Origin of the sequence: Mobiluncus mulieris ATCC 35243 (assembly GCF_000160615.1) — a bacterium.
GTDB classification, from domain to species: Bacteria; Actinomycetota; Actinomycetes; order Actinomycetales; family Actinomycetaceae; genus Mobiluncus; species Mobiluncus mulieris.
In genome coordinates, this window is the sequence record NZ_GG668518.1 from 695,597 (window position 1) to 717,744 (window position 22,148).

Here is a 22,148-nt window from a genome sequence, read left to right on the forward strand (position 1 = left end):
TAGGGAGATACAGAGCGATGAAAAATATTCCTGATACACCCGCACCGCCTGGAATTCCCAGGGTATCCGGTACCCCGGGGGTGCCACCCGTGATTGACATGCACGGTATCGTCAAACGTTTCTTCGAGGACACCGACCACGAACTGACGGTGCTAAAAGGATTCGACCTCGCCATATATCCGGGAGAATTCGTGTCCATCGTGGGATCTTCGGGCTCGGGGAAATCTACTTTGATGAATATCATTGGCTTGCTGGATCGACCCACAGAGGGCAGCTATGTAATCGCGGGTCAAGATATGGCCGATGCCGATGATGATGACATGGCGTTGCTGCGTTCCCTGTCCATAGGTTTCGTGTTTCAAAGTTTTAATCTGGTCAGCCGTACCAATGCCCGAAGAAATGTGGAACTGCCCATGATGTATGCCGGGGTAGGACGTAGCGAGCGTCGTGAACGCGCCGAAGAGTTATTGGAATTGGTGGGCATGGGGGAACGCATGAACCACCAGCCCAATGAACTTTCCGGTGGACAGAAACAACGCGTGGCAATTGCCCGGGCGATGGCTAATGACCCCGATATTATCCTGGCGGACGAACCTACCGGGGCACTGGACACCGAAACCGGAAACATGGTGATGAATCTGTTCCACCAGCTGCATCGCCAGCAGGGTAAAACCATTGTGCTGATTACCCACAACCCGGAGTTGGCCGAGCAAACCGGGCGTATTTTTCACATGCGTGACGGGCTGTTGGACGCACCGGTACCGGGTTCACTGGCGCAAAGTGTCCAGGTGTCAGGTGAACAAATCGATGCTTTTAGCGGGCATTCGACCCGAGCCGCTGCGGCAATGGGGGGTGGAACGCGATGACTCTGGGAGAAAGCCTGCGCCTAGCCTTAGCCGGGCTATGGGCAAATAAGCTGCGCGCCTTGCTGACCTTGCTGGGCATTATTATTGGTATTGCTTCCGTGGTGGCGATTATGACCCTTTCAGAGGGAATCACCCAATCGGTAACCAAGTCGCTCAACAGCATTGGTGGCACAGACATGTATGTCAGGGTGGATACCAAAGAAAATATTGCCAAGATGAAGAGCAATGATAATGGTTCCTATGTCGATTCCGCCAATGTGCCCAATAAAGAGGACTCCGACTATATCACCACAGATTTTTTGGAAAAACTACGCAGCGATTTTGCCAATCGCATCGAAGGTGTAAGTGTTTCCGGAGCCGGTGGATTTGGTACGGTGACCTATCGCGAAAAACAGGTTGATGTTAGCAACCAGTCCACCAACCAGGATTTTCTGATTGGATCCAACCAAGAGATGCTTGCCGGGCGAGGCTTTACCGCCGATGAAGTTCTTGATGGGGAGCCAGTGGCAGTTATCAGTGAAAAAATGTTGAAAGAAGTCTTTGGTGGCAACAAAAATCTGGCCTTGGGGGCGGAATTTAGCTATTCGGCTGGCAACGGGGATATGACGTTTAAAGTCATTGGTATCTATCGGTCGGTGAAGGGCAAAGGTATCGGAGGAGCCCTGGCTGGAGGCCTCAGTGGGGATGACAATCAATTCTATATCCCCTATACCCTGGGGGATGAAGTAAATGGAACCACCACCAGGGGATTCGAATATGCCACGATTAGGCCTAAAGCTAGCGGGAATCTGAAGGCACTGCGAGACGAAATCCAACGTTACTTTGACAAACAGTGGGAGACCAGCCAGAACTTTGGGGTAATCGTAGTTTCCATGGAAAATGCCATGAAACAGTTAAACCAGTTGTTCGGGACGATTTCTTTAGGCCTTTCTGCGATAGCCGGACTGTCCCTGCTGGTAGGCGGAATCGGGGTGATGAACATCATGCTGGTTTCCGTTACGGAGCGCACCCGCGAGATTGGGATTCGCAAAGCTCTCGGTGCCACCCGCAGCAATATCCGCAGCCAGTTCATTATCGAGGCTATGATGGTGTGCCTCTTGGGAGGCATCCTGGGGGTGATACTTGGCGGGGTTGGCGGCTATTACGGGGGTGCCGCCATGGACGCTTCTGCGCTGCCACCCTTGGGGGCATTGATTTTTGCCCCAGCGTTCTCAGTCGGAATTGGCGTGTTTTTCGGATACTATCCCGCGTCGAAAGCCGCCAAGCTCGACCCCATTGAGGCTCTACGCTTTGAGTAGTTTGTTGTAGCCAGACGAGTCACCGCAAAAGCAGCGGAAGAGTGCTCCCAGACGCGAGGCTGCTGCGTCGCACGGCACAAGCCGTATAACGACGCAGCTACAACGCGGCGGAGCGGCGGAGCTAAAACAGCGAAGCCGCGTCGTTTTAGCCGAAACGGCTTAAGTGGCAAAGCCGCGTTCAGGGGAACCTTCCCCCTTTTGTCTCGCGTGGGGGCACTCTAGCGACGAACGGTGACACGATTACTTACGTAGCCAGTTGACCTTATCGGGATGCGAGCCGGTGCGACCGGCTTCACCCCGGTCAAGATTATCCAGCACGGCGCTGGCCTCGGCATCGAGCTGCACCTCGAGCGCTCCCAGGTTTTCTTGCATCCGTTCGCGGTGGTTCGACTTGGGGAACACCACATCACCCCGGTCAATCGCCCAGCGCAGAACCAGCTGTGCCGGCGTGCAACCCAAGCGTTTCGCTTCACGCTGTAACCCCGGGTCGTCAAAGAATCGCCCGCGCGCCAGTGGCGACCAGGCTTCGATAATTCCCCCATGAGCCCGGGTGAATTCGCGTACCTTGTTATTAGCAAACCAGGGATGTGTCTCTATCTGGTTCACGGCCGGGAACTCCCCGACTTCATCAAGGAGCCGTTGCAGGTGCGACACCTGGAAATTCGACACTCCCACGTGGCGTACCAGCCCGGCATCGCGGAAATCCAGCAGCAACCGCCAGCAATCGGGATATTTTCCGTCATAGGTATCGGGCATAGGCCAATGAATCAGAAATAAATCCACATAGTCCGTACGCAACTTTTCCAGGGATTCCTCTAGGCTACGCCGGGCATCGGCCTCGGCGTGGAACGGATTATCCAGCTTAGTCGTCAAGAAAATTTCGCTGCGGGGAATCCCACTGACCGCTAAAGCCGTCCCCACCTCAGCTTCGTTGCGATACATTTGTGCCGTGTCTATATGGCGATAACCTAGTTCCAAGGCGGCTTCCACAATCTGCTGAGCCGAATCAGGTGCAACCTTGTAGGTACCGAAACCTAGCTGCGGGATGGTGCCTCCCTTTGGGTCGGAAAACTGTATTTGGGGAATAATTATCTTGCCTGTCATTTTGGCCTCCTTTAGCCCCGATTTTATCCCACGATTGTCATCCCGGATGGCACCTCATGAACCCGTGACCCCAAGCGAGAACAACCGCATCGGCTACTGATGAACCACCACGACAGTCCCGATGCTGACCAAATCAAACACCTGTTTCGCATCCGCCACTGCCATATTTATACATCCATGCGAGCCCTTTTCTGGTTCCCACACGAAGGTGTGGCGCCACGGCGCTCCGTGTAAGGCGTAATCCCCGCTGAAATACGCTATCCACGGCGCAGCCTCCTCGTAGGGGCCGTTCCAGCCGATTCCGCGCATGATTTGGTGGTCAACCTTGGCATAGACCTGGAAAACCCCCTGGCGAGTCGGTGCTTGTGGATGCCCATTCACCATCGGAATCGGTCCATAAACCGGCTGATTTCCACGGTAAACTGCCGTAGTATGATTGCTCAGATTCACGTCCACCCACACCTGTGTAGGCTGTGCTTGATAAGCCAAGGGTGGGGTGGGCACCACCGTGTCATCAAAACCGCCGGGAGCAGACTCGGTGCGTAACTCTATCTTGACCTCGCGTTTTCCGTCTTGTAGCGACTTCATGAGTTGCGAGGTACTCTTGGCCAGATTCTTGATTTTCACCCCGCTCACCGGGTCTTTGAGCAGCCGCACCAAATGCCCCGTCGCATCCACTTGCCGCGAACCTTTTTCGGGGGCGCGTTTCAGTTGGGCGGCGGCTTGGGTCATCCACGCGGCGACTTTTTCTGGCTGGAACTGGACTTTAGTACGAACTTTACCTTTTTGTGACCGGTCGGGCTGGAATCGAACCCAGGAACGCAGCTGTGCCGGGGTGGCGCGGATTTCGCTGGGCTGCGTTTTTTGGGGACTAGCTTTGGCGGGTTTCGCCGAGACGGAGCCGGTGTTGCCGGTGTTCCCAGTGTTGCCACTGACTCCGGCTAGAGTCACCACCACTTGACGCGAGGTAATTTCTTGAGATGCGGCCGCCGTCGCTCGCTTTATGGCATCGCTTTGCTGCTGGTTATGCCCGAAAACCTGCCAAGATGCCACTATAACTATGCCCACAATCATGGCCAGCACCCACATTGACGGGGACTCCCAGACGTGAACCCGCCGATGTTGAGGTATCAGGTGTGAAGGATGATTCATAAATAAGCGGGTTTCTCCGTAGTTTTACGAGCAAATATTCGATACGAAAATAATACCTGATTGAGACCCAGGCGAAATGCATAAACTAGAGATTATGAATAAGTCTCGCGCTCCCCACAAGAAGCTGAAGTCTCAGGTGCGTAACTGGTTGCCCAACCAGCATGGCGCATGGTTCATTGTCATTGTTCCGGCGCTGTTCGGGGCAAGTTTGGGCGGCTGGGTTTGGCAACATGCTCTGCTGCTAGCGGTGTGGATTATCGGGTTTTTCTTTGTGTTTTCCGCGCTGCGATGGGTAAAGAACCCGCGACGAAAGACCTTGCGGACACCCGTGGTGGTGTACGGCGTGGTGGTGGGCGTACTGGGTGTGGCGACTTTGGTAGCCTTGCCACTCCTGGCATGGTGGATTCCAGTTTTCGCGGTCATCATAGGAATTTGGGTCGAAGAAGTCTGGCGCGGACGTGAACGGGAACTGGGGGCACGGTTGAGCGTCATCGTGGCGGCCGGGCTGATGACACTGGTGGCGTATCACTGTGGTTTGATGGGCACGGCTTTGCGGATGGGACAGGATGCCGTTTCCGGGATTCATGAGGCGCCAGTCTTGGGTGGACATGCTTTTTCCTCGAGTTTACGAGGCTGGCCGGCGGCCGGGATGGTAGCGGGGGAGCTGGTGGCCTATTTTGCGGCCTCGGTGCCCTATGTGAAAACGATTTTCCGGCGACGCGGAGACCACCGATTTTTGGTGGTTTCAGCGGTTTCTCACGCGGTATGCCTGGTGGCGGCGGTGATATTTGCGCTGTTGCACTGGGTTTCTCCCTTGGTTGTGGTGGCGTGGCTGGTGGCGCTGGGGCGTGCGGTATGGTTCCCCTGGCAGGCAGCTCGACGTGGAAAACCGTGGAAGCCCCGCGTGATTGGGTTTAGCGAAGTGGCGATTTCCGTGCTGGTTTTTCTGGCGACCATGCTGTGAGCTATAAGTTCTGAGACAATTTTAGAGCGTGGACGTATCAATAAAAAATTTAACCATAACATCTGTGCATTCCCCACCAACTATTTCTGGGTATAGGATAACGATGTCCTTAAAACTTGAGTAATTCCGGACACCCAGTCTTACCTTTTGTGTCTCAAATTTTTTTCTTTCCTCTTCTTTAAGGTTATTGGAAAGAAAGTCTAAATTAGCAAATACCTCTTTGCCCTATTTCCTTGAAAGCAACACTATTGTTTCCACATGTCGGGTGTGAGGGAACATGTCCACCAGTTTCAACTCGGTAACGCGGTACGACTTCATTCGGTGCAAGTTGTCCACCAGACTGGGCTGGTAGCAAGATGAATAAATCACGTGGGGAATCTCGGATTTTTCAATCCACTTTGACAGTTCGTTGCCCAGCCCGCGCCGGGGCGGGTTCACCACCAACAAATCGGGCGTAACCAGTTTCTTTTGATTCTTAATCCACTTGCCGGCATCGGCGGTGATGAACCGCAATCCGTTGGCGGCTGGCTTGGATATAACCTGGTTGGTTGTGATGTTGTCAGTCGTGTTGCTGCCGGTAGTGTCTCCGGTCACCTGGGTGGTTTGGTTTTCATGAGGTGCCTGTCCAGGAGTCGCCCGCTGCAACTGTGCGGCATGTTTGGCTCCCTCGATAGCGGCTCCGGCAAGTTCCACGCCAATAACCTGGCAAGAACCTGGCTCGCCACCCCCGGCCTCGCCTGGACTTGGGTTGGCACCTAATGAATCCGCCACCGCGAAACCAAAACCACCCACCCCGCAGTACAAATCCCAAACCAGGCCGGGACGCAAGCGCGCGGCCCACTCAGCCGCCTGATTGTACAGCGCCAAGGCTCCTGCCGTATTGGTTTGGAAAAACGCGCCGGGTGCCAAGAACAAATCCGTGCCCACCCCGGGCATGGGTAAAAACCGCTGCGGGGACAACACGATTTCCTCCGGGCCGTCAATCAAAGCAGTGTGTTCAGGTTGAATATTCACGGAAAACACACGCAGCCCCGGCAACTCGCGAGCCAAATCCGGCCAAGTGTTTTCCACCCGTTTCAAGGCAGCCTTCGAGCGCAACACCAGGCGCACCATCAGTTCTCCGGCCGGGTTCGCGCTGACCAGAACGTGGCGCAATTCGCCCCGGTGTGCGTCAATTTGATAGGGACGTGCCCCCAAGCGCAACAACCACTGGCGAATCGGTTCGAAAGTAGCGCGAATCGACTCGGGGTACAGCGGACATTCCTCCAGGTCAACCCCGTGAGGATGACGCGGCGTGGGTGCCAGTCCCAGGGTAATGGTTTTCTTAGACCCTGAAATCACCATCTTGGCCTTGTTGCGAAAACCCGGCTGCGGGCATTGGAAGGGCGAATTCCACTTGGTATCCGGGGTCAGGAAAGGATAAAGCATTCGGCGCGTAGTGCGCATCTTGTCGCGTACCTGGTCACGATAGTCTTGCCCCATCAGCTCACAAGACCGACAGCTTCCCCGGGAAAAATACGCACACTTCACGCTAGCTAGTCTACGGCGCGGGAGGGATTGGGTAAAAAGTCGCGCCAATCACTTGTTTCCAAAGCTGGTAATCGATGGTTTTTCAACCGTCGATTACTGCGGAAGTCCGCGAGACACTATTGGGAGATTCAAGAAGTCTTGGCGGAATCGGAATTCTGGCGGCACTCGGCGCAAACCCCGTTGAGCTCCATGACATGTTCGATCTCGGTGAAGCCGTGTTTATTGGCCAGTTTATCCAGAGTTACTTCCAGCCCTTCCAGGCTGAATTCTTCGGTTTTGCCGCATTTGCGACACACCAGGTGATGGTGGTGGTGGATATCGCCGCATTCGCGATACAGCATCGTGCCGTCAGCGGCGCGCAGTTGGTCGAGGACTCCTTCGGCGGCCAGGGAAGCCAGGTTGCGGTAAACCGTGGCTAAGCCGATGGTGGCACCGGCAGATTTCAATTTTGTGAACACATCCGCTGCAGAAAGGAAATCTGGTTCGCCGTGCACGGCTTGCAGCACAGCCTCTAGCTGACGGGTTTTGCGTTTCCGGGTGGGGGCTTCTTTCCTTTCCATAGGTATATTGTGTCGCTTTTAGCGATATAAAGCCAGTTATCGGATAATGATAACATTTTTCAACAAAAGTGTAAGTGGGATTTGTGGCGGTTAATCGTCACGAATTAGGCTGCTATCACTTCGGGAAGGTAGCTACTCGCTCCGGGCATATTGGTGGTGATACTGCCAGTGCTGACACCGCGACCAGCGTCGCTACCAGCCGCACCCCCGGCCGCCCGTTCGGCACCGGGGGTGAAACTCGGCGCAATAGCAGTCACCGAACTATTTGCCTCGCGATAGGCATCAAGTGAGGCCTGAGCCAGGCGTTGCGCGGGGTGTTCGCCGCGTTGCGCCAGTTGCATCTGGCGTATCCAGAACTGCCCTTCCGTCACGCGCCGCCCCCAGGCTTCGATATCGGCCTGCTGGCGCTTGCGTTTGGCTTTGCGTGCGGTCTCCAGGTGGTTCAAAGCCGCACAGCGTTTTTGCTCAGCTTCTTGCAAACGGCGTTGTTTCATGGCTCGCAGCGCCGCCTCAGCTGCCTGCTTGGCTTTCTTTTCTTCGATGTAATCCTGGGCTTCTCGATCAAGTTTAGCTTTGCGTTCCTGGGCTTCCTGGCGGGCAAGTTGCATTTCTTGGGCATACATTTGGTTGGCGTACTGGGTGGCTTCCAATGACCTTCTTTCCAGTTCTTGCGCGGCGGCATCGTCACCAATTCCGGCGGAAACTCGCGCCTGCTGGGCTAAAGACAGCGCCTGAGCTTCGTACTGTTTGGCTTTCTGAGCAGCTTGCTGCGAAGTGGTGGCTCGGGGGGCGCAAAGCGAGCTGAATACGTTGCTACGTTGTCGGATACCAGAAGCGTTTTTCTCGGCATGTTTGCGCCGAGCCTCACGTTCGATTTGCTGTTGTTCAAAATCGTCTAGGGCGTCAAGAAATTCTTCGTCTTTTTTGGAAAGTAAATTATTTTCTTTGGCGAAAGAGCGCAAAGAGCTGCGCAGCTGCATCCCAGCGGTCAGCTGGTTTCGCATCGCGAATGCGCCGGCATTAAAAACCAGACTCATTTTTCCGCCCTCCATGGCTTAGCGTGGTCATTGCTGATTTTGTGCGCCCTCCTGGCGACAATCTTTTCCATCGGCAGATTCGAGAGGAAACTTAGCTTTTTAGCTCATGTAAATATTCCCCATAGGGTGCGTATAGTTTGAGTAAATTTAAAGGTTTTTGTTGGGGGACGGGAAGGTCTCTCGGGTGCGGTTGGTGGTTTATGGGTCGAATTCATGAGGTGTTTGCTCCAATCTCGGCGTGTCTTTGCATTCGAACGCCTGTTCGATATAAGGTTTTCCACAGATGAAATAAATCGTCTGTTTCCACAGGGGTGGAGAAAGTCGATTTTTCGCGTCCAGGGTTGCGCGTAACCTCATCTTGAAGGCCTCGGAGAGGGGCTGGAACCAACAACCTGAATAATCGGGCAGCGGCGAGCTGCGAACAAGGAAGGGCAAAATAATGGCGAAAGACGATCGGGCAAAGGCTTTGGAAACCGCTTTGGGTCAGATTGATAAGCAATTTGGTAAGGGATCCGTGATGCGGCTGGGGGATAATGCAGCGGGTAAGGACATTGCGGTGATTCCTACCGGTTCGGTGGCGCTTGACGTGGCGTTGGGTATCGGGGGTTTGCCCCGCGGGCGTATTGTCGAGATTTATGGACCAGAGTCCTCGGGCAAAACCACGGTGGCTTTGCATGCGGTGGCTAATGCCCAGAAAGCGGGCGGGAATGCCGCCTTTATTGATGCTGAACATGCTTTGGATCCGGTTTATGCCCAAAAGCTCGGCGTAGACATTGATAATCTCTTGGTGTCCCAACCGGACACTGGCGAACAAGCCCTGGAAATCGCGGATATGCTGATTCGCTCGGGTGGACTAGATATTATCGTAATCGACTCGGTGGCCGCTCTGGTTCCAAAGGCTGAAATCGAAGGGGACATGGGGGATTCCCACGTCGGTTTGCAAGCCCGATTGATGAGTCAGGCTTTGCGTAAAATTACTGGGGCGCTGTCCGCGACGGGAACCACTGCAATTTTCATCAACCAGTTGCGTGAAAAAATTGGGGTGTTCTTTGGTTCCCCGGAAACCACCACGGGCGGTAAAGCCTTGAAATTCTATGCTTCGGTGCGTATAGATGTGCGCCGAATCGAAACTATGAAAGATGGCACCAACCCGATTGGTAACCGTACCCGCGCCAAGATTGTCAAGAACAAGATGGCTCCGCCGTTCCGTCAGGCCGAATTCGACATTATGTACGGCGAGGGCATCTCGCGTGAGGGGGGGCTGATTGATCTGGGGGTGGATTGCGATATTGTCACTAAGTCTGGTTCCTGGTTCACCTACGGCGAAATCCAGTTGGGACAAGGCAAGGAAAACGCCCGTAAATTCTTGCGGGATAACCCCGAGTTGGCGGCGGAACTCGAAAACAAAATTCTAATCAAGATGGGGGTACGTCCCGATCCCGAAGCCGCTAGTGAGAGCATCGAGGTCGAGGGGACGGAAGCTGGAGCGGTGCCAAAAATTGCTGTAGTCACCGAAGAAGACACCCGTAGCACCAAGAAAACCCGGAAGGCATCGTGAGTCTGCATCTAGTAGCCTCCGCAGCCCCGGATGCGGCTGAGGCGGGACTAAAACTCCTGGATCGACGCGCTGTAACCGAAACCCAGATGCGCCAACACCTGGCCGGTAAGGGATTCGAAGCAGCGGCGGTGAACGAGGCTGTGGCTTTGTTTACGGCTCGCGGTTGGATTGCGGATGGAGACTATGCCGGGGAAATGGTGCGTCAACGCTTTGCAAAACCGGGGCTTTCCCGGGCGAAACTGCGCGCTGATATGGAAAAGCGCGGCTTGGATTCTCCCGAGGTGGATGCCGCGCTAGCAGCCTTGGACCAGGAATTCCCCCAGTGGGAGGCACAAAATGCGTGGAATCTCTTGAAGGGGAAACTCGTCGGAGCGCGGCGTGGTCTCGACTTGGACTGCGCCCCAGACCGGCGCAAGCTCCAGGCCAAACTGTGGCGATATCTCGCTACTAGGGGCTTTGATTCCGATATTTCCCGCCAGGCCGTGCGCCGGGTGTTAGACACAATCACAGAGGCACCTCATGAATAGCACCACCCCAAAACCTGACGAGCCAAACCTCGGGGAAGCCATGGACTCACCGCAGCTCGTGGCCACGCTTCTAGCCCAGTTAGCCCGGCGCGGCTGGAAACTGGCCGGCGCGGAATCCCTGACCGGGGGGATGATAACCTCCACTATCGTCGACGTGCCCGGGGCTAGTGAAGTCCTGCTTGGCGGGGTAGTAACCTACACTGATGCCATAAAAAACCAGGTTTTGGGGGTGAGTGAAACCCTGTTGGAAACCTATACGGCCTACAGTGGCGAATGCGCCTTAGCTATGGCTGCGGGAGCCCGAAAACTGTTCGGGGCTGAGATTGCCTTCGCCGCTACTGGGGTCGCTGGACCTGGATCCGACCAGGGATTCAACCCGGGCATCGGCTTCGTGGCCTGCGTTAGCCCCTCCGCCAGCCGGATTCGTTCGTTGCGTCTCCCTGCGGACTGGGAACGTGGTCGGATTCGTGAAGCGTTTACGCGTGCCGCTTTGGATTTAATTCATGAGGTGCTTGCTACAGACACGGGGCGTAACCCCGTGCTTGGATTGCCCCGATAAATCAGGGAGTCCCGAGAAATTTGGACGCATCAAAGGAATAGGGGTTAAAAATACCCACGTTAATCCATGTAGAATTTAGGACATGTCGCGTTTATTTGAGCCTTTTGAATTTCATGGAGTAACCGCCCGCAACCGCATGTGGATGCCGCCAATGTGCCAGTTCACCGCGTCTTCGGAGGGATCGAGCGCCGGCTGGCCCAATGATTGGCATGAAATTCATTACGGGGCTCGCGCGGCCGGTGGGGTGGGAGCTGTTATAGTCGAGGCCACTGCCGTCTGCCCGGAAGGTCGGATTTCCCCGTTTTGCCTGATGTTGGATCGCGACGAGAAAATCCCCGGATTCGCCCGGCTCGCCACCCTCATCAAAGAGGGTGGGGCTTTAGCAGGAATCCAGATTTCCCACGCGGGGCGCAAGGCTTCCTCTTCGCCTTCCGGCACCCCCTTGGTGCCAGCGGACGACGAAATGGGGGGAATTGGTTGGCACCCGGTGGCTCCCAGCCCGATTCCGTTTTCGCCGCGTCACGAGGTGCCACGGGAACTTGACTTGCCAGGCATTAAAACTATTCAAAATCAGTTTGTTCAAGCCGCACGTCGTGCTTTGGAAGCCGGATTCGACTTCGTGGAACTACACGGGGCACACGGATATTTGATGCACGAATTCCTCTCGCCTATCACGAACCATCGCATTGATGAATACGGCGGCGACCTCGAGGGGCGCTTCCGCTTCTGGAAAGAAATCATCGTGATGATTCGCGCCGAGCTAGGTAGCTCTTTCCCATTATTGGTGCGGATTTCCGCCACTTCCTGGCTGCCGGAATCGAATCTGGAACTGCGTCGCGATGTGACCTTGGACGACTGGGGCAAACTGGCTCATGAACTGTCCCGTCTGGGAGTGGACTTCATTGATGTATCCACTGGTGGGTTGGTTCCGGGGGCGCAAATCCCGGTTGCCCCCGGATACCAGGTGCCCTATGCCCAAGAAATTCAAAACCGTGGTCCGCTGCCGGTTTCCGCTGTGGGATTGATTACGGAGCCAGCTCAGGCGGAACAGATTCTGGTCACCGGAGCGGCCTCCGTGGTGGAGGTAGGCAGACCCCTGTTGACTGATCCTTCGCTTCCGCTGGCGTGGGCCGCGCGGCTGGGGGATGAACCGCCAGTGCCGGAACCCTATACCCGGGGTACGCCGCGCACCTAAGGCTAAACCGGATTTCCGGCATGCACCTCATGAACGGAGCATAAACAACCCCGACGGTTACTGAGCTTTGGCGACGAAAGCCTGGCCGATATGGGTCACCAGACGTTGCAAATCCGCTTTAGCGTTCGTGGCATCCTGTTCCGGATGCGCCCCGTCAAAGAAAACCCGCAGCTCCAGGTTCCCAATCCGCTGGAAAATTCCCACCGTGGTATAACCGGCAGACTCACTGGCCACCAGGGAGCCTTCCTCTGCTTTTTCAGAAACCTTCCCGGCGGGTTTCGCCGTGAGCTTGGTCATCAACCCGTCGGTAGCACCGTCAAGCGGATAATCCTTGACATCGGCTGTGAAATTTGTGACCTCATTGGTTAACGGTTGTGCCGGGGAACTGCCGTTACTTGCCCCGGCCACAGTCAAAGTGTACTTGGGGCAAGACTTGGGGAAAGCTCGTTGAAAATCGCTGACAGACGAGGCTTCTTTCACACCCGGATGGGCACGCAGCTGGAGTCGCACCAGTGTCTTGTTGTCCTGGCTCACAGCTTGCGAGAATGCGGCCGGAATAGAGGTGTCGTCCTTGTAGGTATCCAGCAGTTTCGCTTGGCATACCTCGGGGTCAAACTTGGCGGTTCCCAGCAATTTCGCGGCTTCCATATCTCCCAGACGTGTTGAACCGGTCTCTTCGGCACTCTGAACCTCAGGCTTTAACTTGAGAATTTTCGTGTCGTTAAGCAACACTCCCAAGTTAGGTGCAGAGAACTTCTTGACCAGCTGGGGAATCTCGGATTTTTTCGCCTCGTACTGTGCCTTGGCATCCGAGGAACTAGTCGACGCGCAGCCAGACAAAGCCGAGGCCGTCAACGCGATAGTCGCCAGGCTCGCTAGAATTCGAGTTTTTTCCATAGTTATTTCGCCTTTCTTGTGGGGATTACTTTTTTAGTGTAACCGCCGAAAGTCGAATTAGTCTGCTTCAACCAGCTCTAAATATTCATCATCATCCCATAAGTCCTCGTCTCCGTCGGGAAGCAGTAAAACGCGTTGCGGGTTTAGCGCCTCGACCGCGCCGGGGTCGTGACTGACCAAGACGACAGCGCCTTCATATGTTGCCAGGGATTTGAGGATTTCTTCACGTGAAGCCGGATCGAGGTTATTCGTCGGTTCGTCCAAGAGCAGCACATTAGCCCCACTGACCACCAGAGTAGCCAAGGCCAGGCGGGTTTTCTCGCCGCCAGAAAGTACCCGGGTGGGTTTATCCGCATCCGCTCCGGAAAACAGGAACTGTCCCAGCAAGGAACGCAGCTCGGTGTCATTCAAGCCCGGCGCGGCGGCCTGGAGGTTTTCTACCACGCTTAGCGTGTCGTCGAGGGTTTCATGTTCCTGGGCATAATAACCGAGCTTCAGGCCGTGGCCTTTTATGACTTCACCCGCATCCGCAGTTTCTAAGCCGGCCAAAATGCGTAACAGCGTGGTTTTCCCCGCGCCGTTGAAACCCAAAACCACCACTCGGGAACCCCGGTCGACAGCCAGGGACAGACCCGAGAACACCTCTAAGGAACCGTAACTTTTAGCCAATCCCTCGGCTTGCAGGGGGACTTTCCCACAGGGAGCCGGTTTGGGAAAGGCCAGACGGGCAATCTTTTCGCGGGTAGTTTTGATTTCCGTGGATTCCAGCAGCTGCTCGGCACGACGCAGCATTTGCTGGGCGGCCACGGCCTTGGTGGCTTTGGCTCGCATTTTCTCGCCCTGGGCAGACAGCGCGGCGGCTTTTTTCTCGGCCACCGCACGCTCACGTTTGCGTCGAGCCTCGTCCTCGGCGCGGGCTTTAAGATAGGCCTTCCACCCCAGGTGGTAGATATCCAGGGCGCCGCGATTAGCATCCAGATACATCACCTGGTTGATGGTTTCATCCAAAAGCTTCACATTGTGTGAAATAATCAAAAACCCGCCCGAAAAGGAACGTAAAAACCCGCGCAGCCAAATGATTGAGTCGTGATCGAGGTGGTTAGTGGGCTCGTCCAACAACAGGGTGTCAGCTTCGGAAAACAACACCCGCGCCAGTTCTACCCGGCGACGTTGTCCCCCCGAAAGTGTGCCCAAGTTTTGCTGGAGCATCGCGTTGTCGATGCCCAGGTTCGCGGCAATCTGGGCGGCTTCGGCCGCCGCCGCATAGCCCCCCGATTGGTGGAATTCCTGGTCGAGTCGCACGTACTTTTCCATGGCTTTTTGCTGTTTTTCCCCAGTTTCTTGACTCATAGCCACTTCGGCTTTACGAATCCGTGCCTCGATCTGGTCTAAACCTCGCACCGAGAGAATACGATGGCGCACGCTTTGCTGGGGGTCGGCGGCACCGGGGTCTTGGGGCAGATATCCCGGAGGAGCGGAACGTGAGACTTGCCCCTCGACCTGGATTGCGTCAGGTATCCCCGTGCCGGACAGCAGGCGCATCAGCGTGGTTTTCCCCGCACCGTTGCGACCCACCAAACCGATGCGCATCCCTTTATTGACTTGGAAAGATGCTTCGGACAGGAGGACGCGGTCAGCGATACGCAAAGTCAGGTTAGCGGCAGTAATCACCTAAAGAGCTTAGCCAACTCTGGTCTAAACCCCGAAACATTTTGAATTCAAACTAAAGTCAGCCCAAAATTATAACAAATAAATCCCCATTTGTGTGTAAAACTCGACAAGCTGTCCCGCGTAGAATTACGAAAACATTAGCCCGCGAGCAAGGCGAGTTCTTCGAGCAACATCCGCAGCTCGGCAGGGGTGGTGGCATCGACGAAGTCATCGGCTCGAATCAACCACTGGCGGGCTTCGCCCAGCCTACCCAGCTGCCAATAGGCCTGTATCAAGTAACACGCCACCCGCAGCGATTGACGGCGGCTATCCAAGCTCTCGGCCAAGTCCACCAGTGGCAGGCCACAATCCAGCATCTCGTCCCAGTGTCCGCCCAAACCCAACAGGGCAACATGACTGGTTTCAAAGAGTAACCAATGGTGATCCGCAGAAATCTCGCGGGGGAGGGACACGAAATTCACTTCGGACACGGCTTGGTGAAAACGCGTTAAAGCCGAGTGGCTCCTCATGAAATCAAGTAAAGAAAAACCCGGCACCGGGCGACTTAAAGCCACGCCCCCATCCGAGCGGAGCGAACCGTTCGTTACGTGGCCTTCCGCAGCCGCGCCCTCGTCCAAGGCAGGCAGCAGCCAAGCAGCCCAGCCGTGGTGAAAACCATGCTCGCCCAGCAAAGCTGCCACGGTAAAATGGGCTCTCAACAGGGAACGCACGCTTTGCCAAGAACACAAGGGAGTCTGGTTCAACAAAGCAGCAGTGCGCACAGAAATTGTGTTATTCCCATTGCGCGCATCAAAAGCAAGCGCCAAACCACGCGCGACCCGTTCCAAACGAGCCTGAGCCGTTGCTAAAGACACCCCGGGCTGCAAAGACTCAAAAGCAAACCACGGGTTATTGCCCGGAATAGCGAAATCCAGCTCCGGAACGGTGGTATCGAGGTTTCGATAGGCCTGTAAGGCACGCCTCAAAAGCGCGGCTGCCGCCCGAGCGGCAACCAGTAAATCCCAGGGATCCTCGGGATTCGCAAACCAATGGGCGTGAGTGTGCAAAATCTCTAGACCCTCGTCCAGGCTCCACGTTGCCGCACAAAAACGTAACTGCGAGGCGATATCGCCTAGATATTGCGAGGATTCGCTTTGATGACGATAACTGCGTTCATGGGCACGCCACGCCACGTCACCCTGGCCAGCCCAAGCCTGGGGCAACATCAACAATGGGTCAATATCTTCGGGGTGGGAACACTGCCAAGACGCGGTCGAACAACGCCCCAGAGCCTCGCGATACAGGCTTAAAGCACGGGGATAATCCACCGCGTTTACCGCCCAGGCAATCCGGGAACGGAAATGATGCAAAGGACAGTCAACCTCGCCCGTAACCTGGCGGGGAATCTCCTCGAGTCGCGACATAACATCCAAGGCTTCCCCCGCCGCGAGACGTTTACCTAAGCCCAGCTCCACTTGGTGACGGCTGCTCAGGCGGGAATGTAAATCAATCCCCGTCTTAGAGGCAAAAAACTCCATCCAAAACACCAGACTTTCGATGCAGGACGCATCAACGCGGGGATGACGTACCGCCAACGGCGGCACTTGCAACATTTGGGTGGCGATATTAAGGCGCTGTTCCTCGTCAAGCTCGTCGGGGTGATGCGCGATGTAATCTAGCACCCACGCCAAGTTAGACAAGGCCAGTTCGGTGTTACCGGAATCCAAACCATCCCACCCGATTTCCAGGCGAATTGAAATCTCGAGGTCCCCTAAAGAATGTTTTCGGGCAGAGTCAGCCAAGTCCTGCAAGTGTGCCAGGCGAGCCGCCCCCAGCGGTTCCCCCAGAGTTTCCAACAATTCCGTGCGAATCTGGGCGGCGAGCAATTCCGGGTCAACCCCGGAAAGAAAACCTTGGGTTTCGAAAATGCTCATCACCACAATTCTAGGGTTTTTCGGGGACTCCAGACTATTTCGAGTTCCGACTGCGTGTCGCGGCGCGTCATTGGCGGTTTTAGGCCAAATTATCTGTAAAGTGAAGCTGAAAATATGGGGAGGGGGGATATGGAACCAGAGTCAGCACAGCCAACTGAGTCCGCGACTTTCTTAGCCACGCAACTGGCCAATGCCACCTCTAAGCCTCCCGGGATTCCCCGCACCAAAGCCACTTTGGACGTGGTTAGTGCCGCGCGGGAAGCCGGTTACGACGAGCTATTAGCGCAAGCTGAAATTGAGCTAATTGGCTGTCACCTGCAGGGACGTAATCTTGGCAAAGCACTAGAAGCGTTTTCTTCGACCCTGACCCGGCTGCTGTACCGCCCGGAACTCTATGATTCCAGGTCTTTGTCCCAGCTGGGGAGATTTTTCCCGGAAGTGATTGAAAGCGCGGCCTGCCACCCTGATGTGCCATTGTCCTTGATTAATCACCTGTTGGTGGGCTTAGAGGCTTTTCAGGAAAGCCTCGATCCCTCGCCGGCAGCCTCGGATTATCTGCGTCACAATACGCGCCTGGCACTGGGACAACCCCCCACAGAACGCAGTTTCCTAGATCGGGCGATTGACCGCATCACTCCGGCAGATTCCCGATCCCTACAGCGTGCGATTGATATTACTCAAATCGAAATGGCCGCCGCGACGCATCCAGATTCTGCCTTGCAAGTGGCGTGGCGGATGTTGACCCACGAGTTGCCCGGGGGACAGAAAGCGCGGTTGTTGCGAGTGATGCTGCCGGCTTTGGTGGCGCAACGTGCCTGGCAGGTGGCGTGGGAGGCACACCTGATTTCCTATGAATATGACCGCGAGGTTTCTCGCTTGGCGGATTTGGCCGAGCACTTTCGTTTCCTGGCGATAAGTGGGATGTGGCGCCGCCTGGTGAAAGTACTGGAACGCCACCTGGCTTTGATTCGTCACGCCCACGACCCGTGGGATTTGTGCCTCGGCCTGCGTGGCGCGGTGGGATCATTGGAATCATTGGTATTCAACGGGTACGGTGGGTATCAGTTAAAGGTTTCCCTCGCCCCTGCTGCCCGGTTTCATGAGTTGCCAGCCCTGGTGCGACCCACTGTTCGAGAAGCGCGCGATGCTCTGGGAAGAGCCTTGAGCGGCCTGGCGCGACGCTTCGATGACCGTAATGGCACCGTGGAAGTCTCGGTATCCTCGGGATTACTGGGCTATACCCCCCTGCCCGACGGGTTGGTGTTGGCTGGAAACGAAGGCGACGCCCGGTTCATGGCGCGCCTGTTACGGGCGCGAGCCCTGTTGGAATGTGACCAGGGATTCGATGCGCTGCTATTGTTGGGCGGACTAGAACAGACCAATTTTCCTTCCGTGGTGCGTCTTGCCCCCGAGATTCGGATGTTAACCTCGCTTGCCCGGATGCAAATGAGCCACGATGCGGCAGATCGCCTGGAAAACCAGCCAGCCCCTCATGAATCCGGAACCGAAAACCAGCAACGCACCGGCAGCGACTAAACCCGCAAAACAACGCCCCCGACCTGCAGCTTACCGGGCAGACTGACGCACTTAGAACACATTTGACTCAAATATAACCATCCCGGCGGCGCCGAAAACAGCAAAATCGACACCGATGCCTTAGAATAAGCCGGTGAGTAGTCCCCAAATTATGGAAGCGTCCGGTATGAAAACTGCGGCTGTCGCCAACCGACCCCTGTCGCCAGCCGAGAGGGGGCTACCGCGCACCTATCATGTGGTGACCCTGGGGTGTCAGATGAATGAGCACGACTCGGAACGTATGGCGGGGCTGCTGGATGCAGCGGGGATGGTGCCGGTGTCGAGTGTGCCCGAAAAGGCTGCGCGTGCCACCCGCGCCGGCGACGGGGGAGCTGACGTGGTGGTGCTAAACACCTGTTCCGTGCGAGAAAACGCGGCAAATAAGCTCTATGGGCACCTGGGACAGTTGGCCGAGGTGAAACGCGAACGTCCCGGCATGATGATTGCGGTCGGTGGGTGTTTCGCCCAACAAGAGGGTTCCGGGATTTTGCGGCGTGCCCCGTGGGTTGACGCGATTTTCGGCACCCACAATATCGACATGTTGCCGGTGTTGCTGCGCCGCGCGGAGCTACGCCAAGAGGCCGCCGTGGAACTGGAAGAAACTCTGAAAGTCTTTCCTTCGATGTTGCCAGCGCACCGCACCAGCCCGGCTTCGGCCTGGGTGTCAATCAGCGTAGGGTGCAACAATACCTGTACATTTTGCATTGTGCCGTCCCTGCGGGGGCGCGAACGCGACCGGGAACCCGAAGAGATTCTGCGGGAACTGCAAGCCGTTGTGGCGCAAGGCGCGGTGGAAGTCACGCTGTTGGGACAAAACGTGAACTCCTATGGTAACGGCTTCGGTCGACGCGGGGCATTCGCCCAGTTGCTGCGCGAGGCGGGACGCACTCCCGGGTTGGAACGGCTGCGGTTTGCTTCCCCCCACCCGGCGGCTTTTACCGAAGATGTGATAGCGGCGATGGCTGAAACCCCTACCGTGATGCCGTCGCTGCATTTCCCGTTGCAATCCGGGTCAGACCGAGTGCTGCGTCAAATGCGGCGGTCATACCGGGTGGAGCGATTCTTGCGGATATTGGGTGAGGTTCGCGATGCTATTCCGGAGGCCGCTATCACCACCGATGTAATCGTTGGATTCCCCGGGGAAACCGACGCGGATTTCGAGGCCACCTTGCGGGTGATGGAACAAGCGCGGTTTTCGGCGGCCTTTACGTTTATTTATTCTCGGCGCCCCGGCACCCCCGCCGCTGACCGTGAAGACCAAGTCCCGTCCGAGGTAGTGTCCGAACGCTACCAGCGGTTGCTCGCATTGCAGGAACGAATTTCCACCGAGGAAAACGAGCGGCTCGAAGGCCAAACAGTCGAGGTGCTGGTTGGGGAACAGGGCACGAAAGACCGGGAAACCGGGCGAATGTCGGGTCGGGCTCGGGATAATCGGTTGGTGCATTTCGCGCTGCCCCCGAGTCTGAGTCAAAGCGACTTACAGAAGGGTAACGGCAGTGCAATAACGCATTCAGGCGGTAAATTGATGCATCCGGGGGGCGAACCACCAATGCCGCGCCCCGGCGATTTCGTCACCGTTCAGGTCACCCACGGTGCCCCACATCATCTGGTGGCGGATTCCGCCTTGGCGGGTGGCCGGTTCGAGGTGCACCGCACCCGCGCCGGGGATTTATGGGAAGCTAGCCAGAGTGCGCCTGCCCCGGGGCACGGGATTCAACTGGGAATGCCGGGGATTCCCGTGGTGGCGCGTCGCCGGAGAGTTGCCTCTTGATAGTCACCGTGGTTGGCCCCACCGCCAGTGGGAAAAGTGATTTCGCCCTGGATTTGGCCGAAATGTTGTTGGGACAGCCTTGGTTTCAAGCGGTTTTCCCCGGCGGGGTCGAGATTGTGGGTGCCGATGCTTTTCAGCTCTATCGTGGGCTAGATATCGGCACGGCGAAAACCCCGAAAACCGAACGGCGGGGGATCCCCCACCATCAGATAGATGTGCTGGCACCTCATGAAGAGGCTTCCGTGGCGGCCTACCAACGCCACGCGCGCGCCGATGTCTTGGGCATCCAAGCCCGTGCCGCCCTGCCCTTGGTAGTGGGGGGCAGCGGACTGTACGTGCGTGCTTTGACCGACAAGCTTGCGTTTCCGCCGACTGACCCGGCGGTGCGGGCACGCTGGCTCTCGCGTTTGGAGGCTTTGGGCGCTTCCGCGCTTCATGAGGTGCTAGCGGAACGTGACCCAGTGGCGGCGGGGCGGATTGACCCCAATAATGGGCGGCGCCTGGTGCGAGCCCTAGAGGTGATTGAACTGACTGGCCAGCCGTTTTCCGCATCCTTGCCCGACGGGACATACTGGCAAGATGACACACTACAGTTTTACTGCACCCGGGATTTGGCGGATTTGGACACGCGGATTGCGGTGCGTACCCGTGCGATGTTCGCGGGTGGCCTGGTCGAAGAAACCCGAGGTTTGTTGGCAGATACCGAGCATCCCCTGGGGGTCACGGCGCGGAAGGCCACCGGGTATCGCGAGGCGGCGGGGGTTCTTAAGGGCGAGCTAAGTGTGGCGGAAGCAATCGAGCAAACCGCCTTGGCCACCCGGCAGTTGTCGCGTAGACAGATTAAATGGTTTCGTCGCGAGGCGCGTTTGGTGGAACTGGCGATGTCAAGCAAAGAATTTGGGGTGCTGCTGACCCAAGCGAGTCAACAAATCCGTGGATACGCCCACGCCGACTAGGATTTGCGTGTCTAACTGGTGCATTGACAGACCTTCGCCGGTGGGGATCAGGTAATCTACCCGCAAGTAAGGATTCCGGCGTAACCCGAGAATGCTGATTTCACCCAAAGCATTTTCGATATTGGAGTTATTCACTGCCAAGAACAGTTCTTCGGGTGGTACCGAATGTGGCAAACGCACCAGAGCCGAGACGGAAAACCAGGTGTCTTCGCCGAACAAGCGCAACACGGTTTCTTGGGTGGAGTTGAGGATTCGCGGGGCATCGAGCAGATGGAAAACCGAGCCGTCACGTTGGGTACGCAGGTGCAGTCGGTTGCAGGTTTTGTCCACGAAGTCTCCATCAACCCGTTGAGTGGGGTCATCCTTGTAGACAGCACTGGGAACCTGGAGGACATGCTGTTTTTGCAGCATATCGCGGTGGAAAATGTACTTGTCTTCGGGCTGAACCCACTGGAAGCTGGATTCCAGGGCGTGTGTGAAACGCTCGACCATAATCAGTGCCAGCAACAGGCTAGCCTCGAGTTGTTGCGACCCCATTCCCGCCGTGACCTGGAAACTGGTTTGGGTGGAAACATGCAGGTAGTCGCCGTGTTCATAAATCATGGCTTTCGGTCCCACCACCTCGCGATTGTGCCGCAAGATATAGGGGTAAAGTTCGGGTTTTTCCATGGTGGGGATGGCACCACGCCACACGCTACGCAGGCGTAAGACCCCCGTCACCAGGTCGATATAACTGGTGGCGGTGGAACACGGAATCATGAGCATATGTCCAGTACTGCAAACGTCAACCACGTAGTTTCGGCCAGCACTATCTAGAGCATCACAGATTCGATCCAGTGTGACCGCCTGGGGACATTGCATCGTCATTTGCGGCATAGCTAAATCGTAGTCGGGTGCGCGCGGTTACGGGGGCGAACTGGGCAGACATTTTAAATCCCGTCTAGATTTTGGCTAGCGCCTCATGAAACCCCCATCATGGACACATAGCGTCAAGAATGCCTGACATGTGCGCTTA

General features: G+C 56.2%; 19 protein-coding genes. 10 read left to right on the forward strand and 9 right to left on the reverse strand.

Annotated features, from left to right (window positions below; all coding sequences use genetic code 11):
* Positions 1–17: 17 nt before the first annotated feature.
* A complete protein-coding gene (locus HMPREF0577_RS02940) occupies positions 18–866 on the forward strand; it encodes an ABC transporter ATP-binding protein (RefSeq protein WP_036342223.1) in 849 nt (282 codons plus the stop codon).
* Entirely contained in the window at positions 863–2,164 is a 1,302-nt protein-coding gene (locus HMPREF0577_RS02945; protein ID WP_004012172.1) for an ABC transporter permease, read from the forward strand. The genes HMPREF0577_RS02940 and HMPREF0577_RS02945 overlap by 4 nt, the downstream gene beginning before the upstream one ends.
* Positions 2,165–2,404: 240 nt before the next feature.
* Here HMPREF0577_RS02945 and HMPREF0577_RS02950 read toward each other — a convergent pair whose 3' ends face one another.
* Both HMPREF0577_RS02950 and HMPREF0577_RS02955 read right to left on the reverse strand, forming a co-directional pair.
* Complete coding sequence (locus tag HMPREF0577_RS02950) at positions 2,405–3,268, reverse strand: aldo/keto reductase (protein WP_004012173.1); 864 nt, start codon at positions 3,266–3,268, stop codon at positions 2,405–2,407.
* 93 nt (positions 3,269–3,361) lie between these two features.
* Positions 3,362–4,420 carry a L,D-transpeptidase gene (locus HMPREF0577_RS02955; protein ID WP_248613656.1) on the reverse strand — a complete coding sequence of 353 codons (1,059 nt, stop codon included), beginning with the start codon at positions 4,418–4,420 and terminating at the stop codon, positions 3,362–3,364.
* A gap of 94 nt (positions 4,421–4,514) precedes the next feature.
* On the opposite strand from HMPREF0577_RS02955, the gene HMPREF0577_RS02960 reads away from it, so the two are divergent.
* A complete protein-coding gene (locus tag HMPREF0577_RS02960; RefSeq protein WP_248613657.1) occupies positions 4,515–5,384 on the forward strand; it encodes a YwiC-like family protein in 870 nt (289 codons plus the stop codon).
* Between the two features lie 225 nt (positions 5,385–5,609).
* Here the strand turns inward: HMPREF0577_RS02960 and HMPREF0577_RS02965 are convergent, their stop codons facing one another.
* From HMPREF0577_RS02965 to HMPREF0577_RS02975, 3 genes are all read right to left on the reverse strand, one after another.
* Positions 5,610–6,866 (reverse strand): class I SAM-dependent methyltransferase, encoded by a 1,257-nt coding sequence (locus HMPREF0577_RS02965; RefSeq protein WP_004012176.1) that lies wholly within the window; start codon positions 6,864–6,866, stop codon positions 5,610–5,612.
* 176 nt (positions 6,867–7,042) lie between these two features.
* Positions 7,043–7,474 carry a Fur family transcriptional regulator gene (locus HMPREF0577_RS02970; protein ID WP_004012177.1) on the reverse strand — a complete coding sequence of 144 codons (432 nt, stop codon included), beginning with the start codon at positions 7,472–7,474 and terminating at the stop codon, positions 7,043–7,045.
* A 104-nt stretch (positions 7,475–7,578) separates the two neighbouring features.
* Positions 7,579–8,511 (reverse strand): hypothetical protein, encoded by a 933-nt coding sequence (locus HMPREF0577_RS02975; RefSeq protein WP_248613659.1) that lies wholly within the window; start codon positions 8,509–8,511, stop codon positions 7,579–7,581.
* A gap of 439 nt (positions 8,512–8,950) precedes the next feature.
* Between HMPREF0577_RS02975 and recA the strand changes: the two genes are divergently transcribed.
* The 4 genes from recA to HMPREF0577_RS02995 all read left to right on the forward strand — a co-directional run bounded on the left by recA (position 8,951) and on the right by HMPREF0577_RS02995 (position 12,350).
* Entirely contained in the window at positions 8,951–10,069 is a 1,119-nt protein-coding gene (gene recA, locus HMPREF0577_RS02980) for a recombinase RecA (RefSeq protein ID WP_004012180.1), read from the forward strand.
* On the forward strand, positions 10,066–10,596 hold the full coding sequence (locus HMPREF0577_RS02985; RefSeq protein ID WP_004012181.1) for a regulatory protein RecX: 531 nt from the start codon (positions 10,066–10,068) through the stop codon (positions 10,594–10,596). The genes recA and HMPREF0577_RS02985 overlap by 4 nt, the downstream gene beginning before the upstream one ends.
* Entirely contained in the window at positions 10,589–11,155 is a 567-nt protein-coding gene (locus tag HMPREF0577_RS02990) for a CinA family protein (RefSeq protein WP_004012183.1), read from the forward strand. The genes HMPREF0577_RS02985 and HMPREF0577_RS02990 overlap by 8 nt, the downstream gene beginning before the upstream one ends.
* 82 nt (positions 11,156–11,237) lie before the next feature.
* A complete protein-coding gene (locus tag HMPREF0577_RS02995) occupies positions 11,238–12,350 on the forward strand; it encodes an NADH:flavin oxidoreductase/NADH oxidase (RefSeq protein WP_004015686.1) in 1,113 nt (370 codons plus the stop codon).
* 57 nt (positions 12,351–12,407) lie between these two features.
* On the opposite strand, the gene HMPREF0577_RS03000 is transcribed toward HMPREF0577_RS02995, so the two are convergent.
* The 3 genes from HMPREF0577_RS03000 to HMPREF0577_RS03010 form a co-directional block, all read right to left on the reverse strand.
* A complete protein-coding gene (locus HMPREF0577_RS03000; protein ID WP_004012185.1) occupies positions 12,408–13,247 on the reverse strand; it encodes a hypothetical protein in 840 nt (279 codons plus the stop codon).
* A gap of 57 nt (positions 13,248–13,304) precedes the next feature.
* The gene (locus tag HMPREF0577_RS03005; RefSeq protein ID WP_004012186.1) at positions 13,305–14,918 is read right to left on the reverse strand and encodes an ABC-F family ATP-binding cassette domain-containing protein; all 1,614 of its coding nucleotides are present in this window, start codon (positions 14,916–14,918) and stop codon (positions 13,305–13,307) included.
* Between the two features lie 137 nt (positions 14,919–15,055).
* Positions 15,056–16,831: a hypothetical protein gene (locus tag HMPREF0577_RS03010; protein WP_004012187.1), complete on the reverse strand. Its 1,776-nt coding sequence runs from the start codon at positions 16,829–16,831 to the stop codon at positions 15,056–15,058.
* 129 nt (positions 16,832–16,960) lie between these two features.
* On the opposite strand from HMPREF0577_RS03010, the gene HMPREF0577_RS03015 reads away from it, so the two are divergent.
* From HMPREF0577_RS03015 to miaA, 3 genes are all read left to right on the forward strand, one after another.
* Entirely contained in the window at positions 16,961–18,367 is a 1,407-nt protein-coding gene (locus tag HMPREF0577_RS03015) for a hypothetical protein (protein WP_050756876.1), read from the forward strand.
* Between the two features lie 166 nt (positions 18,368–18,533).
* The gene (gene miaB, locus HMPREF0577_RS03020) at positions 18,534–20,177 is read left to right on the forward strand and encodes a tRNA (N6-isopentenyl adenosine(37)-C2)-methylthiotransferase MiaB (RefSeq protein ID WP_050756877.1); all 1,644 of its coding nucleotides are present in this window, start codon (positions 18,534–18,536) and stop codon (positions 20,175–20,177) included.
* Complete coding sequence (gene miaA, locus HMPREF0577_RS03025; RefSeq protein WP_004012190.1) at positions 20,174–21,133, forward strand: tRNA (adenosine(37)-N6)-dimethylallyltransferase MiaA; 960 nt, start codon at positions 20,174–20,176, stop codon at positions 21,131–21,133. Before miaB ends, miaA begins: the two co-directional genes overlap by 4 nt.
* Here the strand turns inward: miaA and HMPREF0577_RS03030 are convergent.
* Positions 21,062–22,009, reverse strand: a complete 948-nt coding sequence (locus HMPREF0577_RS03030; RefSeq protein ID WP_248613660.1) for a YbjN domain-containing protein — start codon at positions 22,007–22,009, stop codon at positions 21,062–21,064. The genes miaA and HMPREF0577_RS03030 overlap by 72 nt on opposite strands.
* Between the last annotated feature and the right edge of the window lie 139 nt (positions 22,010–22,148).

What these genes read in the sequence shown, in the direction of transcription:
- HMPREF0577_RS02965 (WP_004012176.1), bottom strand. Translation starts at nt 6,866, where the DNA reads ATGGGGCAAGACTATCGTGACCAGGTACGCGACAAGATGCGCACTACG.
- HMPREF0577_RS02995 (WP_004015686.1), top strand. Translation starts at nt 11,238, where the DNA reads ATGTCGCGTTTATTTGAGCCTTTTGAATTTCATGGAGTAACCGCCCGC.
- HMPREF0577_RS02945 (WP_004012172.1), top strand. Translation starts at nt 863, where the DNA reads ATGACTCTGGGAGAAAGCCTGCGCCTAGCCTTAGCCGGGCTATGGGCA.
- HMPREF0577_RS02950 (WP_004012173.1), bottom strand. Translation starts at nt 3,268, where the DNA reads ATGACAGGCAAGATAATTATTCCCCAAATACAGTTTTCCGACCCAAAG.
- HMPREF0577_RS03015 (WP_050756876.1), top strand. Translation starts at nt 16,961, where the DNA reads ATGGAACCAGAGTCAGCACAGCCAACTGAGTCCGCGACTTTCTTAGCC.
- miaB (WP_050756877.1), top strand. Translation starts at nt 18,534, where the DNA reads ATGAAAACTGCGGCTGTCGCCAACCGACCCCTGTCGCCAGCCGAGAGG.
- HMPREF0577_RS03010 (WP_004012187.1), bottom strand. Translation starts at nt 16,831, where the DNA reads ATGAGCATTTTCGAAACCCAAGGTTTTCTTTCCGGGGTTGACCCGGAA.
- HMPREF0577_RS02975 (WP_248613659.1), bottom strand. Translation starts at nt 8,511, where the DNA reads ATGAGTCTGGTTTTTAATGCCGGCGCATTCGCGATGCGAAACCAGCTG.
- HMPREF0577_RS02960 (WP_248613657.1), top strand. Translation starts at nt 4,515, where the DNA reads ATGAATAAGTCTCGCGCTCCCCACAAGAAGCTGAAGTCTCAGGTGCGT.
- HMPREF0577_RS02990 (WP_004012183.1), top strand. Translation starts at nt 10,589, where the DNA reads ATGAATAGCACCACCCCAAAACCTGACGAGCCAAACCTCGGGGAAGCC.
- HMPREF0577_RS02970 (WP_004012177.1), bottom strand. Translation starts at nt 7,474, where the DNA reads ATGGAAAGGAAAGAAGCCCCCACCCGGAAACGCAAAACCCGTCAGCTA.
- HMPREF0577_RS02940 (WP_036342223.1), top strand. Translation starts at nt 18, where the DNA reads ATGAAAAATATTCCTGATACACCCGCACCGCCTGGAATTCCCAGGGTA.
- HMPREF0577_RS03000 (WP_004012185.1), bottom strand. Translation starts at nt 13,247, where the DNA reads ATGGAAAAAACTCGAATTCTAGCGAGCCTGGCGACTATCGCGTTGACG.
- recA (WP_004012180.1), top strand. Translation starts at nt 8,951, where the DNA reads ATGGCGAAAGACGATCGGGCAAAGGCTTTGGAAACCGCTTTGGGTCAG.
- HMPREF0577_RS02955 (WP_248613656.1), bottom strand. Translation starts at nt 4,420, where the DNA reads ATGAATCATCCTTCACACCTGATACCTCAACATCGGCGGGTTCACGTC.
- HMPREF0577_RS03030 (WP_248613660.1), bottom strand. Translation starts at nt 22,009, where the DNA reads ATGCCGCAAATGACGATGCAATGTCCCCAGGCGGTCACACTGGATCGA.